Source organism: Lachnospira multipara ATCC 19207 (genome assembly GCF_000424105.1).
Classification (GTDB): domain Bacteria; phylum Bacillota; class Clostridia; order Lachnospirales; family Lachnospiraceae; genus Lachnospira; species Lachnospira multipara.
This window is the reverse complement of the sequence record NZ_AUJG01000005.1, coordinates 23192-46773: the sequence shown is the minus strand read 5'-3', so window position 1 is coordinate 46773 and position 23582 is coordinate 23192. Positions and strand designations below refer to the sequence as shown.

The following is a 23582-nucleotide window of genomic DNA, read 5'->3' as shown; positions in this document are numbered from 1 at the left end:
ATCATAGACTTCCAAATTTAGAAAGGCGCCAATTGGCGCCTTTCTTCTTTTTGTAGTTAATCGCAAAGCGATTCACTACTTGTGTGCGAGCGCTTCCCCTACAAGCACTTCCTAGATTGTAAAAAAACGACACAATTCATTTCCCTAGTTTACATATCCAAAATCCTATGTTAATATTTCACCCGTAATCATTTTCTTTAGTTGCAAGTCGCAACAATTTTCATTTTTATTTAAATTAATATTTTACAAAAGTTAAATCAAGGAGGAAATAATATGCATGATATTATTGAACATTACGGAAAGGTAATTATTGCCCTAGCAGGAGTTTTAGCAGCTACACTTTTAACAGCCGCTGTAGTAACAATCGTTTCAACAAAGACAAAGGGAGCTGTTGATAGCATCTCTTATGAGAATCAGATTTATAATGCAATTGATGCAGAATCTAACTAAAGAGGGTTTGTTTAATGATTAATGAAGAATTAAATAGAGCCCTAAGTTATAGAAAAGAAGAGCTCTTTAGCGAGCTTATTGAAGAAATTAATGATGATAATATAACGGATATTGAATGGGATGGATATAACCTTTGGATTACAGAACTTGGCAGAGGATGTCGCATTTCTTCAAAAGAGATTTCAGATAAATTCTTAGATAACTTATCGATTAAGTTAGCAAATATTATGGAAGTTGCCTTTAATAGAATTCATCCAATTTTGGAGGCTAACACTGAAAGTCTTAGAATTTCTATTTGGCACGAGTCAAGAACCGGCAAGAAAAGTGTTGCCATCAGAAAAATCCCTGAGAAATTAAGATTTGATCATGAGACTTTAATAAAGTCTAATTATTGCAGTGAGGAGATTTTAGCCCTTATTGAAAATAGTACCATAGCCCACTTAACTACTGTAATCGGTGGTCAACCACATGCGGGAAAGACAGAGCTTTTAAAGTATATGTCCACATTTATACCGGCAAGGGAAAAGGTAGGCGTATACGAGGATAATCAGGAAATTCACTATAGAAAACTTAACCCTCACAAAAAATGTGTGGAGTTTTATGTGGATTCTAAGCTTGGTTATGCAGACATTATTAGGGCTGGCCTTAGACACAATGTGGATTGGATTTTACTTTCAGAATCAAGAGGCGAGGAGGTTTTAGACCTTTTAAATAGCTTATCTACAGGAGCTATCTGTATGACTACAATGCATCTTGATGATGTTCGTGATATGCCAGATAGAATGTTTAATATGCTTAGAGACTCGGGAGTTTCAGATAGATTTATCAATAACATTTATCAGTATATCGACCTAGTTTGCCTAGTGGAATGTGATAAATTTGAACAAAGAAGAATTAGCCAGCTAGGCTTTTTAGTAAGAGAGAATAACGAGAATAAATGTTATCTAATTTATGATAATGGTAAATTAATTACAAAAGAGCTTCCAGAAGAAATCAAAGAAAAATTTTTAAAATACGGCATCGTTGATCCATTTGTTAGCCAAAAGGGAGGAGATTTGTTCTATGAAGAGAATAATTAATTATTTCTCCTACAAGCAGATAAAAAAGGATATTTATAAAGATACAGAGAGTCAAGGAAGAACTAAAGGCTTTAATTTAAAGCTTTATTTACTATTAATGCTTTTAAGCTTTATATTAGTCTTTTCCTTTTGTCTTTTATTTAAAATTGGTCTATTTTTTAATTGCCTTGTGGCAGTTTTCTTTTTAACACAAGTTCCAATAATTATTAGAAGAAAATATTTAGCAGCCAGTAATGAGAATAAGTTTAAGGACGTGGATATTTATTTACACCAGATGCTTTATTCCTTTAGACGTAGCTCTAAAATCGACAGGGCACTTAAGGATAGCTATAAGATTAGCGAGGGCAAGTTAAAGACTTGTATAAAGAAAGCTCTTGATGAACTTTCCTTTGGTGTAGGTGAAAATGTGTACAAAGACGCCTTTGATATCATTGAAGCCGAATATGGTTGCGATAGAATGAGGGCTTTACATAAATTTTTAATGGCGGTAGAAAAGAAGGGTGGTAATACAAGAAATTCCATAGAAGTTTTAAATTATGACTTTGATAACTGGGTAAGTAGTGTCTATAAATTTCAAAAAGAAATTAAAAAAATACGAAGAGATACAACAATCGGTTTATTTATAAGTATAGGACTTGCCTTAATTACTTCTTATCTTTGCCTTAGTCTAAATCGTTTTTCACAAAATCCAATTGATATTACAAAAGATCTTTCATATAACATTTCAACAAGCGTTTTCCTAATTTTATCCATAGCTTTTCTTAGCTGGAATTTATCTAGCTATAAAGGGGATTATTTAAAGAGCCTAAGGTCTGATAAAAAGATAATGGATAATTATAACTTAGCCTTTAAAAAGAGCACAAAAAGCCTATATCTAATAAGCATTCCCTTAATTGTAATAATTTTACTTGCAGCAATAATTTGCTTTATTTTAAAACTAGAGATAATTTCTATCTATCTATTAATTTCACTTGTTTTTATTCTTATACATCCAGTAACGGCTAAGAGAAGAGCTAAAAAGATTGCGGTAAATGATTTAAGAGAAGGCTTTACTAGCTGGCTTCGTGACCTAAGTCTTGGGCTTTCAAAGGCACCTTTATATGTAGCACTAGAACAAAGTTTAAGAAATTGCCCCATTATTATTAAAGAAGAGCTAGAAAAGTTTTTGGAAAAAATCGACATAAATCCCTTAGATGTAAATCCTTATTATGAGTTTTTATCAGAGTTTAACTGTCTTGATGTTTCATCTGCTGTAAGAACCCTATATTCCATTGGTGAAATGGAAAATGAAAGCGCAGACGAGACTATAAATGTATTGGTTAAAAGAAACAATGAGATTTCTCAGAAATTTGATGAGGAAAGATATAGCGATATTACTAGCGGTTTGAAATTCTTAGAGTATTTGCCAACATTTTTTGCAGCCTTTAAGATTTCAGCAGATATGCTACTTATTATCACAAGATATCTATAGATGACAGATAAAGGAAAAGAAGATTATGGAAAATATATTAGAAGAGTATGCAGGACTTATAATGGCTATCATAATGGTTTTTGTAATAAATGGACTTTTTTTAAAAGTATTAATAGGAGTTTAATATGGGAGAATATGTAAAATTATACGGAGAAGTAATTGTAGCAATGCTTTCTATGATTGCCGTATTTACTTTAGCTTCTAGCCTCTTTGTAACATTTTTAAAATTCGTAGAAAACACATTGATAGCTTGTTTAGGTTAGGAGAGAGATGAAATCAGTAATAGAAAGTTATATATACCTGATAATTCTAGTATTAATTGTCTACTTTAGTTTGGACTTTATTATGATTAATGCTAGGGTTTCAAAAGTAAATACAGTGGCTAGATATGTGGAGAACACAATTGAGGTAAATAAAGAAGAAGGAAAGGCTAAGGCAATTTCAATGGCTAGGTCTAATGGTATGGATTTGGTATTTAAAAATGCAGAAAGCACCACAGATTTTTGCTATTACGAATATGACCTTAGCTATAAGATTCTTTCAGCAAGTTTTAGAATAAATAAGACAAATACTTATCACGGTCTAGCCAGGTATAAAAGGAATAATGGAGGATAAATATGAGAGCATTAATCACAGGTTCAGGCCTATTATCACTAATATTTATCCTAGTGGTTACACATGGTTTTTTAATAGAGAAAAATGCAAGAAATGAAGAACTTATAAGGGCTGTGGATAGTTCTTTAAATTACAGCTTTGATAAGCTAAATGAAAAGTACGAAACTATAAATGTCCATGGCCTTAGCTTTAGCCAGAAAAAGGATCTAGAAGAGGAAATTAAGCTAGCCTTTTGTAATTGTCTAAGTAAAGAGATAAGTTCAGATGCAAATTATGAGATAAATTTTAAAGAGATAAACCTTGAAAAGGGTTACTTAGATGTGGAGGTAGTTATGAGCTTTAAGCACAGTTTAAAGGGAAGGGAGTATTGTTATTATGAAAAGTTTATGGGCTTACATTAGTAAAATAATTCTTTTTCTTTATGGCTTATTATTTATTTCCAGTCTTATATCAGTAAATTCTTATGCTTCAAATTCACCCCTTTATAAAAGCATGAATTTTAGAATTAATGGCGCTCCAGTAGGCTCTGTTATTGAGTTTTATTTAATTGATGATGATGATAAAAACAATCAGGTTAGGATTTTAAGTCTTAATGTAAGAGAAGATTATCAGTCCTTAAGAGAGGTGGGAGTGCCCTCGCTATATGACGGCTTTGATGGTGGTAGCATATCTATTGAAGGTAGTGCAAGTACTGGCTTTTACGTAAGCTTTCATGAAGTAAGCATTTACCGTCAAACCCCTTGGCTAAGGATTACAGGTACTGTCCTTAAAGGATATGATGTGTCCTCAGCCCTTGAAATAGGTGAGGCTAATAGTGTAATTGAGGGCCGTAATAAAAGCCTTGCTGAGCCAAATTACGAAGGCTCTATTCCTGTTAATGAAAATGGCGAGTTAAATAAATACGTGGGCCTAACCTTTAATGGTGCCGAGATTAATTATATTTGTAGCCCCCATAAATATAGGGTGATTTATGATTCAAACGGGGCAGGAGAGTCAAAAGAGCAGCAAGTAACTTATGGTGAAAACTTTAATTTGCAGGCGAATAGCTTTATTAGAGATGGCTTTAATTTTCTGGGATGGAGTAGAGAAAGGAATTCAAAGAATAATATTTATAGAGAGGGGGAATGCCTAAAGAATTTAGATGAAAATAATGGCGCAGTGGTTTATTTTTATGCTGTTTGGGAAAAGAAGGACTGGGACGTATTCTTAATTAATTCAAGTCAAAATAATGGTATTTTAGTAAGTAAAGAAGCTGCAGCAATTTCTGATTCTTATTTTAAAAAAGACTATTTAAATAGGAGCTTTATTTTGAAAAATAAGGACATGGGTAAAGATACTTATAAAGGCGAATATAGTGTTACAAAGTCTGGTGTAACTAAAAACTAGATAGTAAAAAATTGACCTAGTAGAAAATTGACATGAACTAGTATTTAGCTTAAGATTGAGAAGCGTTAAAAATTAAAAAAATAAGTGGAGGTTAACATGGATCAATTTTTTAATAGCTTAAATGCTGGCGAAATTCCAATATTAAAATGGTTTGCTACATTACACAATCCAATTACTGACCCAATCATGTTTGTAATTACAAAACTTGGAGATAAGGGAATTATCTGGATTTTACTTGGATTATTAATGCTTTTTGTTCTACCTAAGAAATATAGAAAGGTAGGCTTAACTGTTGCAGTTGCTTTAATTTTCTCAGTAATCATGTGTAATGGTGTTATGAAAAATGTATCACATAGAGTAAGACCTTTTAATTTTGATAGTTCACTTTTTGAGACACAGATATTTAATGTATTTGCCTCAATTGATGACTGGTCATTCCCATCAGGACATACATCAGCATCCTTTGCAGCAGCAATTGCTATTATTTTGTGGAGAAAGAGAGAGGGTATATGTGCCCTTTGTCTTGCAGTACTAATTGCATTTTCAAGATTGTACCTAACAGTTCACTATCCAACAGATGTACTAGTAAGCTTAGTACTAGGATCTCTTTATGGTCTTCTTGCTTACTTGCTTGTAAAGTGGGCTTTAAAGAAGTTTGACAGACTTAGAGCTGTCTTTTGTGATGGAGAGAGTTATAAATATCTCTTCGTAAAAAAAGAAGCTAATTAGTAGGCGATAATTATTCATAGGATATATCAAAAAGATATAACAGAATTAATTTGGGAAAGTTTTATAGAAATATAAAACTTTCCTTTTTTAATTTTACAAAATATTTTTTTAAAACTCATTGAAGGGACTTTAGATAAGTGTTACAATGAAATAAGCTTTTAGAAAGTGTTTTACTAAAAGTGAATTAACAATGATTTGTATCAAAGGGAGGTAGTATGAATTATATAGGTGTTGATTTGGGGACATCTTCTGTAAAGCTTCTTTTAATGGAGCATACAGGTAAAATTCTAAACTCAGTGTCTAGAGAATATCCAATTTATTTTCCAAAGCCAGCCTGGTCTGAGCAGAATCCAGAAGACTGGTATAAAGAGACTATTCTTGGAATTAAAGAGCTTATAAAGGATTTTGATAAGACAAGTATTAAGGGCCTTAGTTTTGGCGGACAGATGCATGGCCTCGTAATTTTAGATGAGAAGGATGAGGTTATTAGACCTGCAATTCTTTGGAATGATGCTAGAACTGGCAAGGAGTGTGATTATTTAAATAACGAAATCGGTAAGGATAAGCTAAGTAAATACACAGCTAACATTGCCTTTGCTGGTTTTACAGCTCCTAAGCTTTTATGGCTAAGAAACAATGAGCCTGAAAATTTTAATAAAATCAAGAAGATTATGCTACCTAAGGATTATTTAGCATATAAGTTAACAGGCACATTTTCAACAGATGTATCTGACGCTTCGGGAACATTACTTTTCGATGTTAAGAATAGAACTTGGTCTAAAGAGATGCTTGATATCTGCGGCATTAAACTAGAACAGATGCCAAAGATTTTTGAAAGCTATGAGGCAATTGGTTGCTTAAAGGCTGAGCTTGCAAGTGAACTTGGTCTATCTTCTGATTTAGTAGTGGCAGCAGGAGCTGGTGATAATGCAGCAGCAGCTATTGGTACGGGCACTATTGGAGAGGGAAAATGTAACATTTCCATAGGTACAAGCGGAACCGTGTTTATTTCAAGCAAGAGCTTTAAAGTAGACCCTAATAACGCTCTACATTCCTTTGACCATGCAGATGGAGCCTATCATCTAATGGGCTGCATGCTTAGTGCAGCTTCTTGTAATATGTGGTGGATGGACAATGTCCTAAATACTAAGGAATATAGTAAAGAGCAGGAGGATATAGATGATTCTAAATTGGCTAAGAATCATGTATATTTCCTACCATATTTAATGGGTGAGCGATCACCACATAATGACCCAAAGGCAAGAGCTTGCTTTATTGGAATGACTATGGATACTACAAGAGCAGACATGACTCAGGCAGTTTTAGAAGGAGTTGCCTTTGGCCTTAGAGATTCTCTTGAAATTGCAAGAAAAGAAGGACTTGTAATTCCAGAGACAAAGCTTTGTGGAGGCGGTGCTAAGTCTGAATTATGGTGTAAGATTTTAGCAAATGTACTTAATATCAGAGTAGCAAAACTTGAAAGTGAAGAAGGCCCATCTATGGGAGCATGCATTTTAGCAATGATTGCATGTAAGGAATACGAAAGCCTAGAGGAAGCAGTAAGTAAGATTGTTAAGCTATCTAAGACAATTGAACCAGATGAAGATATTGCCAAGGCTTACGAGCTTCGTTATAAGGAATTTAAGGAGCTATACCCAGCCCTTAAAGATAGCTTTAATTCAATTGGTGCATAAGCTCTGATTGATTCAACTCAGTCGGAGTACAAGCTCCGACTGAGTTAAACGCTCCGCGAGGATGCGCACGGATTCGGACAGGAATTTGTCTGCAGTAGCAGACCCGAATCCGGCGCGCAAGACTCGCGAGCGAGTCTTGATATGGATAGATTAAAAGATGGAGGAAGTTATAATGAGATTTTTTATTGACACAGCAAATGTTGAGGACATTAAGAAGGCTAATGATATGGGAGTTATTTGTGGCGTAACAACAAACCCATCATTAATCGCAAAAGAAGGTAGAGATTTTAAGGAAGTAATTAAGGAAATCACAAGCATTGTAGATGGCCCTATTAGTGGCGAGGTTAAGGCTACAACTACTAAGGCTGAAGATATGATTAAGGAAGGTAGAGAAATTGCTAAGATCCATCCAAACATGGTAGTTAAGATACCTATGACAGTTGACGGACTTAAGGCAACTAAGGTATTATCTAGTGAAGGAATTAAGGTAAATGTGACATTGATTTTCTCAGCTAATCAGGCTTTACTTGCAGCTAGAGCTGGTGCAGCTTATGTTTCACCATTCCTTGGTAGATTAGATGATATTTCTCAGCCAGGTATTAACTTAATTGAAGATATTGTGGCAATTTTTTCTAATTACGATATTCAGACTGAAATCATTGCAGCAAGCGTTCGTAATCCAATTCATGTAACTGACTGTGCTATTGCAGGCGCAGACATTGCAACTGTTCCATATAAGGTAATTGAACAAATGGTAAATCATCCACTTACAACAGCTGGAATTGAAAAATTCAAGAAGGATTATATTGCTGTATTTGGTGAATAAAATATAAGAATAGAGGTGTAGAATGTTAACTACAGAAAAGCTTACAACAACTGACGTAAAAAAGATTAATAAGAACAGGGTTTTTAGACTTATCCATTTTTCTGGAAAAGTAGCAAGACAGGAAATTTCAGATGCCCTAAGATTATCCTTACCAACGGTTAATCAGAATTTAAAGTACTTATTTAACGAAGACTTAATTGAATATGCAGGAAATTTTGAATCTACAGGTGGTCGTAAAGCCCAGGTTATTATGGTTAAGGGAAGTTCAAAATTAGCTATTAGCGTTAACATTACAGCTAATGAAATAGTAGCCTATTTAGTAGATTTAAGAGGCGTGGTAATCGATGAAATTAAGCTTTCAGTTAATATTGTTAATAACGATTTTGAGGCTGATATAGCTTCTCTAGTTAATAATTTAATTAGTAAGAACAATATTAATAAGGAAAATGTACTTGGCGTCGGAATTACAGTGCCTGGTATTTTTGATAACGATAATAAGATTATTTTATCAGCACCAACTATGGGTCTTAAAAACTACGAGGTTAAGAATCTTACAAAGAATATTGACTTTAAGACTATTGTTGTAAATGATGCAAAGGCCTATGCTTTTGCTAATTACTGGAAGAATAAGCAAAGAGAGGCAGCAGGTTTAATCACTGTAAGAAACTTTGATGAGAAAAAGCTTATGGATAATGATTTTTCAAGCGTTTATCTTATGCTTAATGAAGGTGTTGGTGGTGCCTTTATTGATGGAGAAACAATAAGAAAGGGTATTCATAATAGAGCCGGTGAGTTTGGTCATATGACAATTTATCCTGGTGGAGAAAAATGTTATTGCGGTAAGCGAGGTTGCTATGAATCCTATGTTTCAGCAAGAGTATTATCAACTAAATTAGGGGTAAGTCTCGATACTTTCTTTAGAAAACTAAAGGAACACGACAGAGAGTATTCAAAGGTATTTGATAAGTATCTAGATGATCTCGCAGTGGGAATCAACAACATTTTCCTTATGAATGATAGTAACATCTGTCTATGCGGCGAAGTTGCAACATATCTTAAGGATTATGAAGAGGATTTAAAGAGAAGACTTATTGATTACTGTGCCTTTGATACAGATGCAAGTTATTTACAGTTTACAACTTGCTCTGAAAGTGAGGCTAAGGTTGGCGCAGCCTTTATGTTTTTAATAGATTTTATTGCATCTATCTAAATAATTAGCTTATAATATCAGACAGGAGATTTTAGTTCTCCTGTCTTTTTTTATCTTGATGAAGGCTAGAATCACGCCTAAAGTTAGATTAATTATTTATTAGATTCAGAAAAGACATAATGATATGTAGTATTTTAAAATTTGGGAGGAAGATAAATGATAGCAGATTCAATGGTATCTTTAGTTAAGGGTAGCTCTGTAATTAGAGCAATGTTTGAGGAAGGCAATAGATTGGCAAAGATCTATGGTAGAGAGAATGTTTACGATTTTTCTCTTGGTAATCCTAATGTGCCAGCCCCTAAGGAAGTTAATGAAGCAATCAAAGAGATTGTTGACAATGAAGAGTCTACATTTGTCCATGGATATATGAGCAATGCAGGTTACGAAGATGTAAGAGAAGGAATTGCTAGCTCAATTAATAAGAAGTACGATACACATTTTAATGCTTCTAATATAATTATGACAGTTGGTGCAGCAGGGGGTCTTAATTCAATTTTAAAGACTTTACTTAATCCTGAGGATGAGGTACTATGCTTTGCTCCATTCTTTAGTGAATATAGAAATTACGTGTCAAACTTTGGAGGAAAACTTGTAGTTGTTCCTGCTAATACAGTGGATTTTAATCCTAATTTTGAAGAATTTGAAAAGCTAATTAATGCTAAGACTAAGGCTGTAATTATTAATAATCCTAACAATCCAACAGGGGTTATTTATAGTGAGGCTATAATTAAGAAACTAGCAGAGATTTTAGAAAATAAGCAAAAGGAACTTGCTACTAGCATTTACCTTATTTCTGACGAACCATATAGGGAACTTGCCTATGATGGTATAGAAGTTCCTTACTTAACTAAGTATTATAAGAATACTATTGTTGGTTATTCTTACAGTAAGTCTCTTTCTCTTCCAGGTGAGAGAATTGGTTATCTTGTTTTACCAGATGAACTTGATGATGCAAATGATATTAAGACAGCCGCAGCAGTTGCCACAAGAATCTTAGGTTTTGTTAATGCACCATCTCTACTTCAAAGAGTAATTTTAAAGACTTTAGATGTAGATATTTCTGAGAATATTGCAGTTTATGATAAGAATAGAAAGACACTTTATGAGGCCTTAACAAAGTATGGTTTTGACTGTGTTAAGCCAGAAGGCGCTTTTTATCTTTTTGTAAAATCCCCAACAGAGGATGAGATGGAATTCTGCAATGCAGCTAAGAAGCATAACATTTTAATGGTGCCAGCTACAAGCTTTGGCTGTAAGGGTTATGTAAGAATTGCCTACTGCGTAAGCTATGAAACAATAGTTAATTCTCTTAGCCATTTTGAAGAATTAGCTAAGGAGTTCAATTTATAATTTTTGTAAAAAATTTACTCATAAAGGAGAATTAAATGAAAGTTTGGGAATCATATATTAGAAAAGTGGAGCCTTATGTTCCAGGCGAACAGCCAAAGATTAAGGATGTAATTAAGCTTAATACTAATGAGAATCCTTACCCACCTTCAAAGGCGGTAATGGATGCCTTAACTAAGGTAGATCTTGATAGTTTAAAATTATATCCAGACCCAGAGGTTACAAAGCTAAATGAAGCTATTGCAAACTTCTATGGTGTTAATAAAAATCAGGTATTTACAGGGGTTGGTTCAGATGATGTTATTTCAATGATCTTTATGACATTTTTTAACTCAGATAAGCCAGTCTTATTTCCTGAAATATCTTATTCTTTCTACAGTGTATGGGCCGATTTACACAAAGTCCCATATGAAACTGTAAGACTTGATGAGGATTTTAACATCTTAGTGGAGGATTTTAATAGAGAGAATGGCGGTATCATTTTCCCAAACCCTAATGCTCCAACTTCTAAGTATTTAGAGCTTTCTAGTGTTGAAGAAATCATTAAGAATAATCAGGATTCAGTAGTAGTTGTTGATGAAGCCTACATCGATTTTGGTGGGGAATCGGCAATTAAATTTGTGAATAAATACGACAACTTAATTGTTGTGCAGACATTTTCAAAATCCAGATCTATGGCTGGAATGCGTATAGGTTATGCTATTGCTAATGAGAAGTTAATTAAGGCTCTTAATGACGTGAAGTTCTCATTTAATTCCTACACAATGAATAGAACAGCTATTGAACTAGGAACTGCGGCTATTAATGATAAGGCTTACTTTGAAGAGTGCTGTAAAAAGATTGTGGCAACTAGAGAAAGAACTATGAAGGCCTTAAAGGAGCTTGGTTTTAGCTTCCCAGAGTCAAAGGCTAATTTCATTTTTGCTAAGCATAAAGATGTTCCTGCAAGTCTTATTTTTACAAAACTAAAAGAGAAGAACATTTTCGTAAGATATTTTAATAAGCCAAGAATTGATAACTACTTAAGAATTACAATAGGTACAGATGAGCAGATGGATGCTCTAATAAAGGCGTTGAAGGAGATTTTATAATGGCTATTCCTTTTAATCAAAGAAATTTTCAAAAGGAACTAGATAAGTTTGTCTTAAAATTACAAGAAGAAAAAAAGGTGCCAACAATTTTGTTACACAGTTGTTGTGCGCCCTGTTCAAGTCATTGCATTGAGTATTTATCTCAGTATTTTAGAGTGACAGTTTTTTACTATAATCCTAATATTTCCTATGAAGAGGAATATAGAAAGAGAGTAGAGGAAGAGAAGCGTTTTATTAAGGAATTCCCTACTAAGTATCCGGTGGAGTTTATAGAAGGAGACTATGATACCTCTAAGTTTTACGATATGGCTAAGGGATTAGAAAAATGTCCTGAAGGCGGGGAAAGATGCTTTAAGTGTTATGAACTTAGACTACGAGAAACAGCTAAATTAGCTAAGGAAAAGGGCTTTGACTACTTTACAACTACACTTAGTATAAGTCCTTTAAAATCAAGCCTTAAGCTTAATGAGATTGGTTTAAAGCTTGAAGAAGAATACGGTATGAAGTATTTATTGTCAGATTTTAAAAAGAAAAATGGTTACAAAAGATCCATTGAATTATCTAAGGAGTATAATCTATATAGACAGAATTTCTGTGGTTGTGTCTATTCTAGGGTATAAAAAAAGGATAGTTCAAGACTCGCTCGCGAGTCTTGCGCGCCGGATTCGGGTCTGCTTCAGCAGACAAATTCCTGTCCGAATCCGTGCGCATCCTCGCGGAGCGTTTAACTCAGTCGGAGCTTGTACCCCGACTAAGTATAGTTTGCCATAACCCCCACCTACGCTAATGCTTAGGGGTGGGGGATTTCTCCGACTGAGTTAAACTTGAAAAAAAGACGACAAAATGCTAATATTTATTATATCAAAATATGGAGGTAATGGTTATGGCTAAGAAGAATGGCTTATTAAAATTTATTGCTGTTACAGGTGCTTGTGTTGCAACTGCAAAGCTAGTATATGACAAATATAAAGAGACAAAGGACAAGTTTGTAAAGGAAGAAAACGACAGTATTGATGCTGAAATTAGAAAGTACAATGCTATTGCTGAAAAGAAGATCGTTGAGATTGAGGATGAGGAATTTGTAGGTTGCGAATTAAAGTCAGTTTGCGCTAATACAACTCTTGATTTAGGCTTAGCAGTATTTGAAAAGGATGTTTACATTAACTTCTCAAGCTATGCAAGTAATGTAACAATCATTTTACCAGAGGGCGTTAATGTTGTTTGTGACGTTGACAGAGTAGCAGCTGGTGTTAGAAACCTAGTTGAGAATGTTAAGGAAGAGGGTATTCATACAGTTTATATCATTGGTAAAGCTGTAGCTACAAGTCTTGAGGTTATCCCAGTTAACTTCTATGTAGATGAAGAAGACGAAGATGAATTTGAAGATTTTGATGAGGATGCTATCTTTGCAGATGACGAAGATGTTTTAGTTAAGGTTATTAATAAGGCAGAGCCTGAAAAGTCAGAGGAAAAGTCTGATGAGAAGAAGGATGAGGATAACCTTATTAACTTAGAAGAGGTAAGATAAATAATGATAAAGAATAGGGATAGAATAATTAATTATTTTGATAGCCTACCTGGTTCTAGTGTTGTAGCAGTTAATTCTCTTTACGAGGATAAGTTTACTAAGATGAGCCAAGATGCATTTTTCCGCGCAGTAGAACGTATTGCAAGCGAAGGCATTATAACTCGTCTAAGCAAAGGTCTTTATGTAAAGAAGATTGAAGAGGGTGTTACAAAGGAAGATGTATTACTAAATTACTTTTTTGGTGATGAGAATGATAGTGGTATGTTCATTGGTATGCGACTTTATAACAAATATTCTTTAACAACAATAAAAAGCGATATTATTGAACTCTATTCAAATAAAATTAAAAGTAATATTAGTAAAATCGACAATCTAATCATAAAGAGACCTTTAGTAGAATTAGATTTTGATAATACTAGGGTTATTGAGGCTTTAGAGATTTTACAAAATTATTATGATATACCAGAATTAAATAAGCTTAAATTTGCAAGATATGCTAAGAGTTTTGCAAGAGGATATAATGACGAGGCAGCAGTTTTAGTGCTCTCTAATATGAAGTACAAAAAGTCTACCATCGCCTTCCTTAAAAAGATCTTAGACATGTATAAGGTGAAGAATTCTCTGCAGCAATATTTAAGCTACGCTAGCGATTATAAAGTACCAACAGTACAAAAACTAGCAAGATAAATTAAAGGCAGGCTTAAGTCCTGCCTTTTAGTTTAGCTAAATTAGACTAGATAAATAATAATAAAGGAGTGTATTTATGGAAAAGATAATGATAGTTTCAGATATCCATGGTTCTGCTTACTATTGTAAGAAGATGTTAGATAGATACAAGGAAGAGGGCGCAAAGAGATTAGTATTACTTGGGGACATATTATATCATGGTCCAAGAAATGATTTGCCAAAGGACTATGCACCAAAGGAAGTTATAAGTATGCTCAATCCCTTAAGAAATGAGATTATTTGTATTAGAGGTAACTGTGATACAGAAGTTGACCAGATGGTACTTGATTTTAATGTCCTTTGTGAACAGGCATTTTTAAGTGTAAATGGACAGGATTTTGTTATGGTTCATGGCCATAAGTTAGATGAAAAGAATATGCCAGCCCTAAAGGATGGGGATATATTACTTTGCGGTCACACTCATGTGCCAAAGTTTGAAAAAAGAGGCAACTATACTTATGTTAATCCAGGCTCAGTTTCAATTCCAAAGGAAAATTCAACCCACAGCTATATCATTTTTGAAGACAAGTTCTACTTTAAGGACTTAGATGGAAATGTATATATGGAGGGCAACTAAATATATAAGGAATTTTTTATTTTTATTTTATTGTATTTATAAAGCTATATGATAGAGTATTATTAGCAAATGAATTTGTGATGATTATTATTAGCTAATGGATTTGGAGGTACTCTTTTGTATGAATAATTTTAGAAATAAATTTGCAAGCTTTATGTATGGAAGATATGGAATGGATCAATTTTCTAGATTTACTTCTATTGTATGCATGGTATTGCTTGTATTAACCTTATTTATTCATAATAGTGCAGTTTACTTTATCGCAATATTATTATTGATATATACATATTTTAGAGTTTTCTCAAGAAATATTTCAAAGAGGTCTAAAGAGAACCAAAGATATCTAAATATATATTATAAGTGTCAGGGTAAATTAAACTACCTAAAGGCTAGAATTAAGGATGGAAAGACCCATAAGATTTTTAAATGTCCTAACTGTAATCAGAAGATTAGAGTTCCAAAGGGCAAGGGAAAGATTAGTATTAAATGTCCTAAATGTAGAATTGAATTTATAAAAAGAACTTAATTTGAACGCAGTGTAAGCAATCCCCCGCTTCAAAAGCGTAAGCTTTAAGCGGGGGTATAAAGCTTACTAGTGTCAGAAGGGGTTAAAGCCCCTTCTGACAGGTGGCACAAAGTGCCACTGCGTTCATGAGGAAGTAGCGAAGCGGATTCCGAATGTCCGCTTTACAAATAAAACCCCCATATAAGAGGGTTTTATTTTTTTTAATATTTATCTATGATATTAAATAGAAATTTTTACAGAGGACAGTCATGGGGAAAGTTTTTGAAATTATAGATAAGATAAAAATTTTACAAATTATTAGACAAGCCTTAGTAATGATTATACCAATTTTATTGGTGGGTTCTTTTGCACTTATATTAGAAACATTGCCAATTTATAGCTATCAAATATTTATAGATGCTTTGCTAGATGGCTTTTTTAGGGAATTATTACAGACCGTTTATAATGCAACCTTTGGTATGCTAGCCATATATATGACAATTACACTAGCCTTAAGTATTTCTAATACTGAGAAGGCAGATGGGGTTAAGAATTATAGCCTAGTATTTATAAGCTTAATAGTGTTTGCCATATTTAGTGGTGGTCTTAACTTTAGAGAATTTGATATAAGTAACTTAGGTGAAGATGGGGTTTTTACAGCAATCTTTTTGACGATTATTACGTCATATTTTTACATTTTAATTAATGATAATCTAAAGCATGGTTTTAGATTCTATTCTAGTGGGGCAGATGATACATATACTCAGATGCTTTATTCAATGCCGGCTACTATTATAGTATTTATTATTGCTGTACTAATTTATATGATCCTAGTTAAAACAACAGGTATGGAGTCAATTCAGGAAGTTAATAGAAAAGTATTCCTAAGTCTATTCTTCTTTAGAGGTGGTTCTGTTATTACAAGCTTAGCCTTTTTAATGATTCAATCTATACTTTGGTTTTTAGGAATTCATGGCTCAAGTGTTATGACTCCTGGAGATTTAAATTTTGATAAGATAAAGAATGTTGACACTTCAGTTATGCTAAGCAATCAGCATTCCTTTACAACCGTTGAGGTATTTGCAGTAATGGGCGGCTGCGGCTCCACTTTATGTTTAGCCCTTGCCATACTAATTTTTGGTAAAAAGAATACATCAAAGAAATTAGTTACTTTATCAAGTGTTCCACTAATTTTTAATGTTAATGAATTATTATTATTTGGTTTGCCAATTGTACTAAATCCTGTATATTTCATACCATTTATTTTAGTGCCAGTGATTAGTTATTTAAATGCAAGTTTAGCCATGGCCCTTGGCATTGTGCCAAGACTAATAAGCAATGTTAAGTGGACTACTCCAATTTTTATAAATGGATTTATGGCCACAGGCTCCATTGCTGGTAGCCTTTTGCAGCTCTTTAACCTTTTTATAGGGGTGGCAATTTATGCACCTTTTGTGGTTTATTCAGAGAAGAGAGCGCTAGATCAGGAAGCTAAAAAGATTAATGAGCTTATAAGGCTAGTTAAGGAATCAGAGGAAGAAGGAGTTGAACTTAGTATCCTTGGGATTAAAGGGGGATACGGAGTTTTAGCTCGTTCCATCGCTGATGAAATTCAATATAAGATTGAAAATAATGATGTTCATTTAAGATATCAGCCTCAGTTTAACAGTAAGGATAAATGTATTGGCGTAGAGTGCCTTTTAAATTGGGAATACTCTAATAATGGTAAGATTTACACTCCTTTAGTTATGGGCTTAACTAAGGAAATGGGTATGGCAGCTAAATTAGAGAAGGCCATTTTTAAAAGCGCAATTAAGGACATGCCAAAGTTAATAAAGATACTTGGAAAAGATTGCAAGGTTTCAATTAACCTAACAGGTCAGGCAATCCAAATGGAGGAATTTGAGAGATTTTTAGCTCTAATAGCTAGAGAACATAAGGAATATATTCCTAACATTTTAATTGAAATCACTGAGCAGGATAGCCTAAAGATTGACTATGATTTAATCTCAAGATTAGATAGGTTAAAGAAGCTTGGTTACCGCTTTGGTATTGATGATTTCTCTATGGGCAGTACCTCTCTTAAATATCTAAGATACAATGTTTTTGACCTAGTAAAGATAGACGGGAATTTAAGTCTGGATGTAGTAAATAATGAAAGAAGTAGAGAAATAGTAAGTTTTCTTACTAATCTAACAAATCAGTTTAATATTGATATATTAGCCGAATATGTAGAAAATGAAGAGCAGAAATTAATACTTGAAAGCATCGGTTGCTTAGAATATCAAGGCTATTACTATAGCGAAGCAGTTGATATTGATAGATTAGAAGCAGTTTTAATAAATATAAAAGAAAAAATGGGAAGTGCAAGTTAGGGCACTTCCCTTATTTTTGTAATTAATTTACCATTTAGATATCTAAATTTCACTCTAATCTACTTTAAGAAATCCTGTCTCATTGGATTAAATACGTCTACTAAGATACCTTCTTCAAGACATGTAACACCATGAAGAGAATTACTTGGCATATAAACACTATCACCCTTATTTACAACCTTAGTCTCGCCATCGATAGTAAACTCAAAACTACCCTCAGCAATATAAGTAATCTGTAAATGCTCATGTGAGTGGAAATTTCCCTTAGAACCCTTCTCAAAGTGAATCTCGCACATCATAAGTTCGTCTGAGTAACATAAAATCTTTCTTGTAACGCCTGGTTCGCAATCAGTTGCAATAACATCCTTATTATACTTAAACATAAAAATAATCTCCTTTAAAATAAGCTTTTATCTAATTTTAGCAAACTTAACTTCTCTGATATCTAGGAAAATAGTACTAGTGTCCGATTTCTTTTTAAAGCTATAAATCCCGCCTATTCTTTGTTATACTAGGAATTACGGAATGAGAGGTTTTTATGGAAAATGTATTTTTAATTGTAGGCCTTCTATCGGCCCTTTACTATATAATCTGCGTTAGTTACGCAGGCTTCAAACTTAGTTTTGTCTTTATGTGGATTATAATTTCGGCTTTTTTCATTGTCCTATATTTACTAAAAAGATTAGAAAAGTCCGGCAGAATTAAAATTCATAAAATTATAAAAAGAATCTTCTGGTCAGTCTTTACCATAGGTCTAGCCTTATTTATAGTCCTTGAAGGCCTTATTGTATCAGGCTTTGCAAAGAAGGATAAGGAGAATAATTACGACTACATTATAGTTTTAGGTTGCCTAGTTAAGGAGGCGGGTCCTTCAAAGGCTCTTAAATTACGCCTAGACGCAGCCCTTGAACTAGCAAATATTTACGACTGTCCAATTATAGTATCTGGTGGACAAGGCCCCAATGAGCCTATGACAGAAGCAGATGCTATGGCAGAATATCTAATTGATAAGGGAGTAAGTGAGGATAGAATCATAAAAGAAGATAAGTCCATTAACACAGATGAGAACCTAGCAAATTCCTATGAGATAATTAAGGATAGTAAGGCTAAGGTCTTAATTGTATCTACTAACTTCCACATATTTAGAGCTTGCCTAATTGCTAAAAAGACTGGCTTTGAAAATGTATATAGCTATCCAGCTAAATCAGATATGATAATACTTCCTAACTTTATGTTAAGGGAAGCTATTGGAATTACTAAGGATTTTATATTGGGTAATTTATAAGATTGATATTATTTATAAAAAAAGCTCTTGCTACTTTTAAAGTAACTTGAGCTTTTTGTTTTTATGTCCCTTAGCAATACATTTTCAAAGCTAGTATTAAGCCTTAAAGAAATCTCTGATTGCTTCAATCTGGTTATAAGTCTGATTATAACCATCATTATAAAGAGATAAAATCTTTGTCTTATCTTTCTCTGTTCTTTTAAAGCCCTTTGTAGAAACAGGTCTCATAACATAAGCTTTACCTTCTCTTTCAAGACGGTCAAGTCTTTCAAGCTGGCGGTTATATTTATCCGCTCTTGTAAGTAAGTCTCTTGCAAGCTCAGGCTTATTCTTATAAATCTTTGCAGCCTGCTTTGTAACACTTGATGTAGTCTTTGTATAACCCGGTTCTCTTGTAAGAACTACTAATAGCTTGTCACAGCCATCTGCTAGGGCTCTCTCTACAGGGATAGAATCAGATAAACCACCATCCATATAGTTTGTGCCATTGATATTGATATATGGGAAAAATACAGGAAGGGCACAAGTTGCCTTAAGTACTGTATTAGTCTTATCAAGACCTGTATATGGAAGATACTCTGGTTTACCAGTTTCTACATTTGTTACTACGCAGTAGAATTCTCCCTTATATTGTCTAAATGTATCATAATCAAAAGGTACAAGTTCATTAGGAATAGTCTCGTAAGCAAAATCAAGACCGTATAATGAACGGTTACCAGGATCTAACATATTAAGAAGTCCCATGTATCTCTTATCATCACGATAATCCATGATAATTTTTAAATTTCTACCAACCTGCTTAGATGCATAACTTGCTGCATAAGCTGCACCTGCAGATACACCGATTATATAATCAGGCATAAAATCAAGTTCGAGTAAGGCGTCCATTACGCCGCATGAATAGATAGATCTAAAAGCTCCACCTTCAAAAACTATGCCAGTTTTCATATTTACCTCCTAATAGTACAATTAATATAATTGTCTGACAAATAACAGACAATGTCAAGTAAAAACAAGTGTTTAGATAGCTTGATATTTTATATTCTATGGAGTAAAATTAGAGCATTGAGTGTTAAATTTGATACTCAAATTAAGGGAATTTAAGGAGATACAAATGGACATCATAGTACAGTATATCGATGGTTTAATGGAGAGAAGTACACTTGATACTCCAGCATGGAACATCGAAAAGCTTAAGGCAGGCATTAAGTCAAAGTGGAATTACATTGACGGCGTTATGATTAAGGCTATTTTAGAAATGTATGCAATTTCAGGAGACAAGAAGTATTTAGACTTCGCCGACAAATTTATTGATCACAGAGTTTTTGAGGATGGAAGCATTGACGGCTACAGCATTGGTGAGAAGAATATAGATAATGTTAATGCAGGTAAGACTTTATTTGAACTCTATGAATTAACAGGCAAAGAAAAGTACAAGAAGGCAATTGATTTAGTTTATTCTCAGATTGAAATCATGCCAAGAACTAAGACAGGCAATTTCTGGCATAAGGACATTTATCCAAACCAGGTATGGCTTGATGGTATGTATATGGGACAGCCATTCTATATGGAATATGAAACTAAGTTCAATAACAGAGCCAACTATGATGACATTTTCAGCCAGTTTAAGTTTGTAATTGAGAATTTAAGAAATCCTCTTAACGGACTTTACTATCATGCTATTGATACAAGCAAGGAAGCTTTCTGGTGTGATAAGGTTACAGGACTTTCTCAGAATGTTTGGTTACGAGCTATTGGTTGGTATGCTATGGCACTTTTAGATACTCTAGATAAGGTAGATAACGAAGACCATAAGTATGATAAGGAATGCAAGATGATGAAAGACGCATTTGTTGACCTTATGAATGCAATGCTTAAGTATCAGGATGAATCAGGTATGTGGTACCAGGTTGTAAACTTTGGTGGCATGGAGAAGAATTATCTTGAGACATCAGGTAGCGCAATTATGGCTTATGCTCTCTTAAAGGGTGTAAGACTTGGTTTCTTACCAGAAAGTTATAGAGAATACGGCTTTAAGGCATTAAAGGGTATCGAAGATAGATACTTAAAGGCTGGAGAAGACGGAACAATTTCTCTTGACGGTATCTGTTTAGTTGCCGGTTTAGGTGGTAGCAACAATCGTCCAGGTACTTATGACTACTATATGTCAGAGCCTATCGTAAAGGACGATGCTAAGGGTGTTGGACCATTCCTATTAGCTTACACAGAGCGCCTTAGATGCTCAAACTAGTTTTAATTGAATAACTTTATTTTGCATTATTAGAGAGACTTTTTTGATTTTTTTGAAAATGTCTCTCTTTTTTATACTAGTAGAATAGTTTGACTTATTTTAGTTGACTAAATAGTAAATTAGTTTTAACATAAAGTTAGGATATTGAACGTGTAAAAAACGGAGTGAACTATGCAGGAAAATTTTAAGACTAATTATTTTGCTAATTCTAATGTAGAGAATTATGCCAAGAGTGTTGCAGTCAAAATTGCTAAAGCTTCAGGGGTAAAAGGGTTTGAAAGTGAAGGTCTTGAAGATAATTTAAAGAAGAAGAATATAGCCCAGATTAATTGGGCAAACTCAAAGCCTTTAAAAGAAGAGACCAAACAGGAAGAATTAGATAAGAAGGTTATACTAGATAATTCCTCTAATTTAGAGGACTATTCACAGGCAGCGTCTAATAACAGCTCTTTAAAGGAGGACGTTAAGTTAGTTGAAGATGATGCTAATACTATAATGACAGCAGATAAGCATAAAGAATTTCAGCAGCTTAGTGAAAAGGAGCAGAAAAAGTGGCTTTTTAAGGAACATATGAGATTACAGGAACTAGATAAGACGCTTGAAGATGAACGAAATCTCATAGACATACAAAAGCACATGTTAGCAAGACAGCAGAATAAGAACATGATTTTAAAGCAGCAACTTGAGAATCAAAAGAGTCTCTATGATCAAAAGTGGCAGATGCTTGAAAAGCAGAATCGCCAGTTAACTATTGATAAGGAGAGATTTGAAAGAGAAAAGCTTGTCTATAAGGACAGAGTCTATAGAGAGGCAAGAAAGAATGCTACTAATTCTGACGGTGTAAAGATATTTTTTAAGGGGGTACATGATCAGGACACTTTAAAAAAGAGATATAAATCACTAGCTAAGATATATCATCCAGATAATATGAGCGGTGATAAAGATATACTGTTGGCAATTAATACAGAGTACGAGAGATTATTAAGATTTTATCTTGATGTATAATGCTTAACTAAAAGCAAGACTTAATATTATTAGGTCTTGCTTTATTTAGTTGTATCTAACTTTTTGGGGTTGTATAATTACATCATTGTACGTAAATGTTAGGAGGAAGAACATGTTTAAAATTAACGAAAACTATTTAAAGCTCCCAGGAAGTTACCTTTTTTCAACTATTGCTAAGAAGGTTAATGCATATCAGAATGCTAATCCAGACAAAGAAATTATTAGACTTGGTATTGGTGATGTAACATTACCATTATCACCAGTTGTTATTGATACTCTTCATTCGGCGGTTGATGAGATGGCTCATAAGGAGACATTTAAGGGTTATGCTCCAGATTTAGGATATGAATTCTTAAGAAATGCAATTGCAGATTTTGATTATAAGAGACGTGGTGCAGATATTAATGCAGATGAAATCTTTGTATCTGATGGTGCTAAGTCAGACTCAGGTAATATTGGTGACATTTTCTCTGTAGATAATAAGATTGCAGTTTGTGATCCAGTTTATCCAGTATATGTTGATACTAATGCTATGGCAGGTAGAACAGGTGATTATCTTCCAGATCTTGGTAAGTGGTCTAACGTTATTTATATGCCATGTACAGCCGAGACTAATTTCGCCCCTGATTTACCAAAGGAAACACCTGATATTATCTATCTTTGCTTCCCTAATAACCCTACAGGTTCTACAATTACTAAGTCAGAGCTTCAAAGATGGGTTGACTATGCTAATAAGGTTGGAGCAGTAATTATCTATGATGCAGCTTATGAGGCATATATTTCAGAAGAGGATGTACCACATACAATTTATGAATGTGAAGGTGCAAGAACATGTGCAATCGAGCTTAGATCTTTCTCTAAGAATGCAGGCTTTACAGGTACAAGACTTGGCTTTACAGTAATTCCTAAGGATTTAAAGAGCGGAGACGTTATGCTTCATAGCCTTTGGGCAAGAAGACATGGAACTAAGTTTAATGGTGCTCCATACATTATTCAGAAGGCTGGTGCTGCTATTTATACAGAAGAAGGCCAGAAGCAGACTAAGGAACAGATTGCTTACTACATGAATAATGCTAAGACAATCCTTACAGGCTTAAAGGAAGCTGGTTACACAGTTTCAGGAGGTGTTAATGCGCCATATATCTGGCTTAAGACTCCTGATAAGATGACAAGCTGGGAATTCTTTGATTACTTACTTGAGAATGCTAACGTTGTTGGTACTCCAGGTTCAGGCTTTGGTCCAAGTGGTGAAGGTTATTTTAGACTTACAGCATTTGGTTCTTATGAGAATACAGTTAGAGCTCTTGATAGAATTAAGGCTTTATAATAAAACTATATATGGATTTACAATGTGAATCTTTTGTGAAAAAAGCGCAAGATAAGGTGGATTTCCTTGTCTTGCCTTTTTCTTTTTCTTATAATCAAATTGTGA

Annotated in this window: 25 protein-coding genes; 23 read left to right on the top strand and 2 right to left on the bottom strand. The window is 33.8% G+C overall.

The features are described 5' to 3' along the window. The first annotated feature begins 273 nt into the window (after positions 1-273). The 19 genes from G600_RS15665 to G600_RS0106060 all read left to right on the top strand — a co-directional run bounded on the left by G600_RS15665 (position 274) and on the right by G600_RS0106060 (position 17609). Positions 274-450 (top strand): hypothetical protein, encoded by a 177-nt coding sequence (locus G600_RS15665; protein WP_155885947.1) that lies wholly within the window; start codon positions 274-276, stop codon positions 448-450. A 14-nt stretch (positions 451-464) separates the two neighbouring features. Next, positions 465-1529, top strand: a complete 1065-nt coding sequence (locus tag G600_RS13925; protein ID WP_051195395.1) for an ATPase, T2SS/T4P/T4SS family — start codon at positions 465-467, stop codon at positions 1527-1529. Then, complete coding sequence (locus G600_RS0106145; RefSeq protein ID WP_027431159.1) at positions 1513-3000, top strand: hypothetical protein; 1488 nt, start codon at positions 1513-1515, stop codon at positions 2998-3000. Before G600_RS13925 ends, G600_RS0106145 begins: the two co-directional genes overlap by 17 nt. A 125-nt stretch (positions 3001-3125) precedes the next feature. Next, positions 3126-3263, top strand: coding sequence for a hypothetical protein (locus G600_RS15660; protein ID WP_155885946.1), 138 nt, complete (start codon positions 3126-3128; stop codon positions 3261-3263). Between the two features lie 7 nt (positions 3264-3270). Next, complete coding sequence (locus G600_RS0106130; protein WP_027431158.1) at positions 3271-3615, top strand: hypothetical protein; 345 nt, start codon at positions 3271-3273, stop codon at positions 3613-3615. A 2-nt stretch (positions 3616-3617) separates the two neighbouring features. Further along, positions 3618-4016: a hypothetical protein gene (locus G600_RS0106125; RefSeq protein ID WP_027431157.1), complete on the top strand. Its 399-nt coding sequence runs from the start codon at positions 3618-3620 to the stop codon at positions 4014-4016. Further along, complete coding sequence (locus tag G600_RS0106120) at positions 3991-5001, top strand: InlB B-repeat-containing protein (RefSeq protein WP_027431156.1); 1011 nt, start codon at positions 3991-3993, stop codon at positions 4999-5001. The genes G600_RS0106125 and G600_RS0106120 overlap by 26 nt, the downstream gene beginning before the upstream one ends. A 96-nt stretch (positions 5002-5097) precedes the next feature. Beyond that, entirely contained in the window at positions 5098-5730 is a 633-nt protein-coding gene (locus tag G600_RS13920; RefSeq protein WP_027431155.1) for a phosphatase PAP2 family protein, read from the top strand. 215 nt (positions 5731-5945) lie between these two features. After that, the gene (gene xylB, locus G600_RS0106110; RefSeq protein ID WP_027431154.1) at positions 5946-7424 is read left to right on the top strand and encodes a xylulokinase; all 1479 of its coding nucleotides are present in this window, start codon (positions 5946-5948) and stop codon (positions 7422-7424) included. Positions 7425-7596: 172 nt separating this feature from the next. Continuing rightward, positions 7597-8250, top strand: coding sequence for a fructose-6-phosphate aldolase (gene fsa, locus G600_RS0106105; protein ID WP_027431153.1), 654 nt, complete (start codon positions 7597-7599; stop codon positions 8248-8250). 22 nt (positions 8251-8272) lie between these two features. Beyond that, complete coding sequence (locus tag G600_RS0106100) at positions 8273-9460, top strand: ROK family protein (RefSeq protein WP_027431152.1); 1188 nt, start codon at positions 8273-8275, stop codon at positions 9458-9460. Positions 9461-9616: 156 nt separating this feature from the next. Further along, positions 9617-10810 (top strand): pyridoxal phosphate-dependent aminotransferase, encoded by a 1194-nt coding sequence (locus tag G600_RS0106095; protein WP_027431151.1) that lies wholly within the window; start codon positions 9617-9619, stop codon positions 10808-10810. Positions 10811-10845: 35 nt separating this feature from the next. Further along, on the top strand, positions 10846-11898 hold the full coding sequence (gene hisC, locus G600_RS0106090; protein WP_027431150.1) for a histidinol-phosphate transaminase: 1053 nt from the start codon (positions 10846-10848) through the stop codon (positions 11896-11898). Beyond that, positions 11898-12518, top strand: coding sequence for an epoxyqueuosine reductase QueH (locus tag G600_RS0106085; RefSeq protein WP_027431149.1), 621 nt, complete (start codon positions 11898-11900; stop codon positions 12516-12518). The genes hisC and G600_RS0106085 overlap by 1 nt, the downstream gene beginning before the upstream one ends. 263 nt (positions 12519-12781) lie before the next feature. Then, complete coding sequence (locus G600_RS13915) at positions 12782-13426, top strand: hypothetical protein (protein WP_242826359.1); 645 nt, start codon at positions 12782-12784, stop codon at positions 13424-13426. Positions 13427-13429: 3 nt separating this feature from the next. Continuing rightward, positions 13430-14113, top strand: coding sequence for a hypothetical protein (locus G600_RS0106075; protein WP_027431148.1), 684 nt, complete (start codon positions 13430-13432; stop codon positions 14111-14113). Positions 14114-14189: 76 nt separating this feature from the next. Beyond that, entirely contained in the window at positions 14190-14729 is a 540-nt protein-coding gene (gene yfcE, locus G600_RS0106070) for a phosphodiesterase (RefSeq protein WP_027431147.1), read from the top strand. A gap of 121 nt (positions 14730-14850) precedes the next feature. Continuing rightward, positions 14851-15255, top strand: coding sequence for a hypothetical protein (locus G600_RS0106065; protein WP_027431146.1), 405 nt, complete (start codon positions 14851-14853; stop codon positions 15253-15255). 248 nt (positions 15256-15503) lie between these two features. Beyond that, entirely contained in the window at positions 15504-17609 is a 2106-nt protein-coding gene (locus G600_RS0106060) for an EAL domain-containing protein (RefSeq protein WP_027431145.1), read from the top strand. Between the two features lie 59 nt (positions 17610-17668). Here G600_RS0106060 and G600_RS0106055 read toward each other — a convergent pair whose 3' ends face one another. Further along, a complete protein-coding gene (locus G600_RS0106055; RefSeq protein ID WP_027431144.1) occupies positions 17669-17992 on the bottom strand; it encodes a cupin domain-containing protein in 324 nt (107 codons plus the stop codon). A 155-nt stretch (positions 17993-18147) separates the two neighbouring features. On the opposite strand from G600_RS0106055, the gene G600_RS13910 reads away from it, so the two are divergent. Beyond that, positions 18148-18894 carry a YdcF family protein gene (locus G600_RS13910; protein WP_051195393.1) on the top strand — a complete coding sequence of 249 codons (747 nt, stop codon included), beginning with the start codon at positions 18148-18150 and terminating at the stop codon, positions 18892-18894. A 96-nt stretch (positions 18895-18990) separates the two neighbouring features. On the opposite strand, the gene G600_RS0106045 is transcribed toward G600_RS13910, so the two are convergent. Next, on the bottom strand, positions 18991-19842 hold the full coding sequence (locus tag G600_RS0106045) for a patatin-like phospholipase family protein (protein WP_027431143.1): 852 nt from the start codon (positions 19840-19842) through the stop codon (positions 18991-18993). Positions 19843-20008: 166 nt separating this feature from the next. Between G600_RS0106045 and G600_RS0106040 the strand changes: the two genes are divergently transcribed. The 3 genes from G600_RS0106040 to G600_RS0106030 all read left to right on the top strand — a co-directional run bounded on the left by G600_RS0106040 (position 20009) and on the right by G600_RS0106030 (position 23477). After that, a complete protein-coding gene (locus G600_RS0106040; RefSeq protein WP_027431142.1) occupies positions 20009-21145 on the top strand; it encodes a glycoside hydrolase family 88/105 protein in 1137 nt (378 codons plus the stop codon). A gap of 171 nt (positions 21146-21316) precedes the next feature. Further along, positions 21317-22150, top strand: coding sequence for a hypothetical protein (locus G600_RS15975; protein ID WP_242826358.1), 834 nt, complete (start codon positions 21317-21319; stop codon positions 22148-22150). A gap of 112 nt (positions 22151-22262) precedes the next feature. After that, complete coding sequence (locus G600_RS0106030) at positions 22263-23477, top strand: LL-diaminopimelate aminotransferase (protein WP_027431140.1); 1215 nt, start codon at positions 22263-22265, stop codon at positions 23475-23477. The last annotated feature ends 105 nt before the right edge of the window (positions 23478-23582 follow it).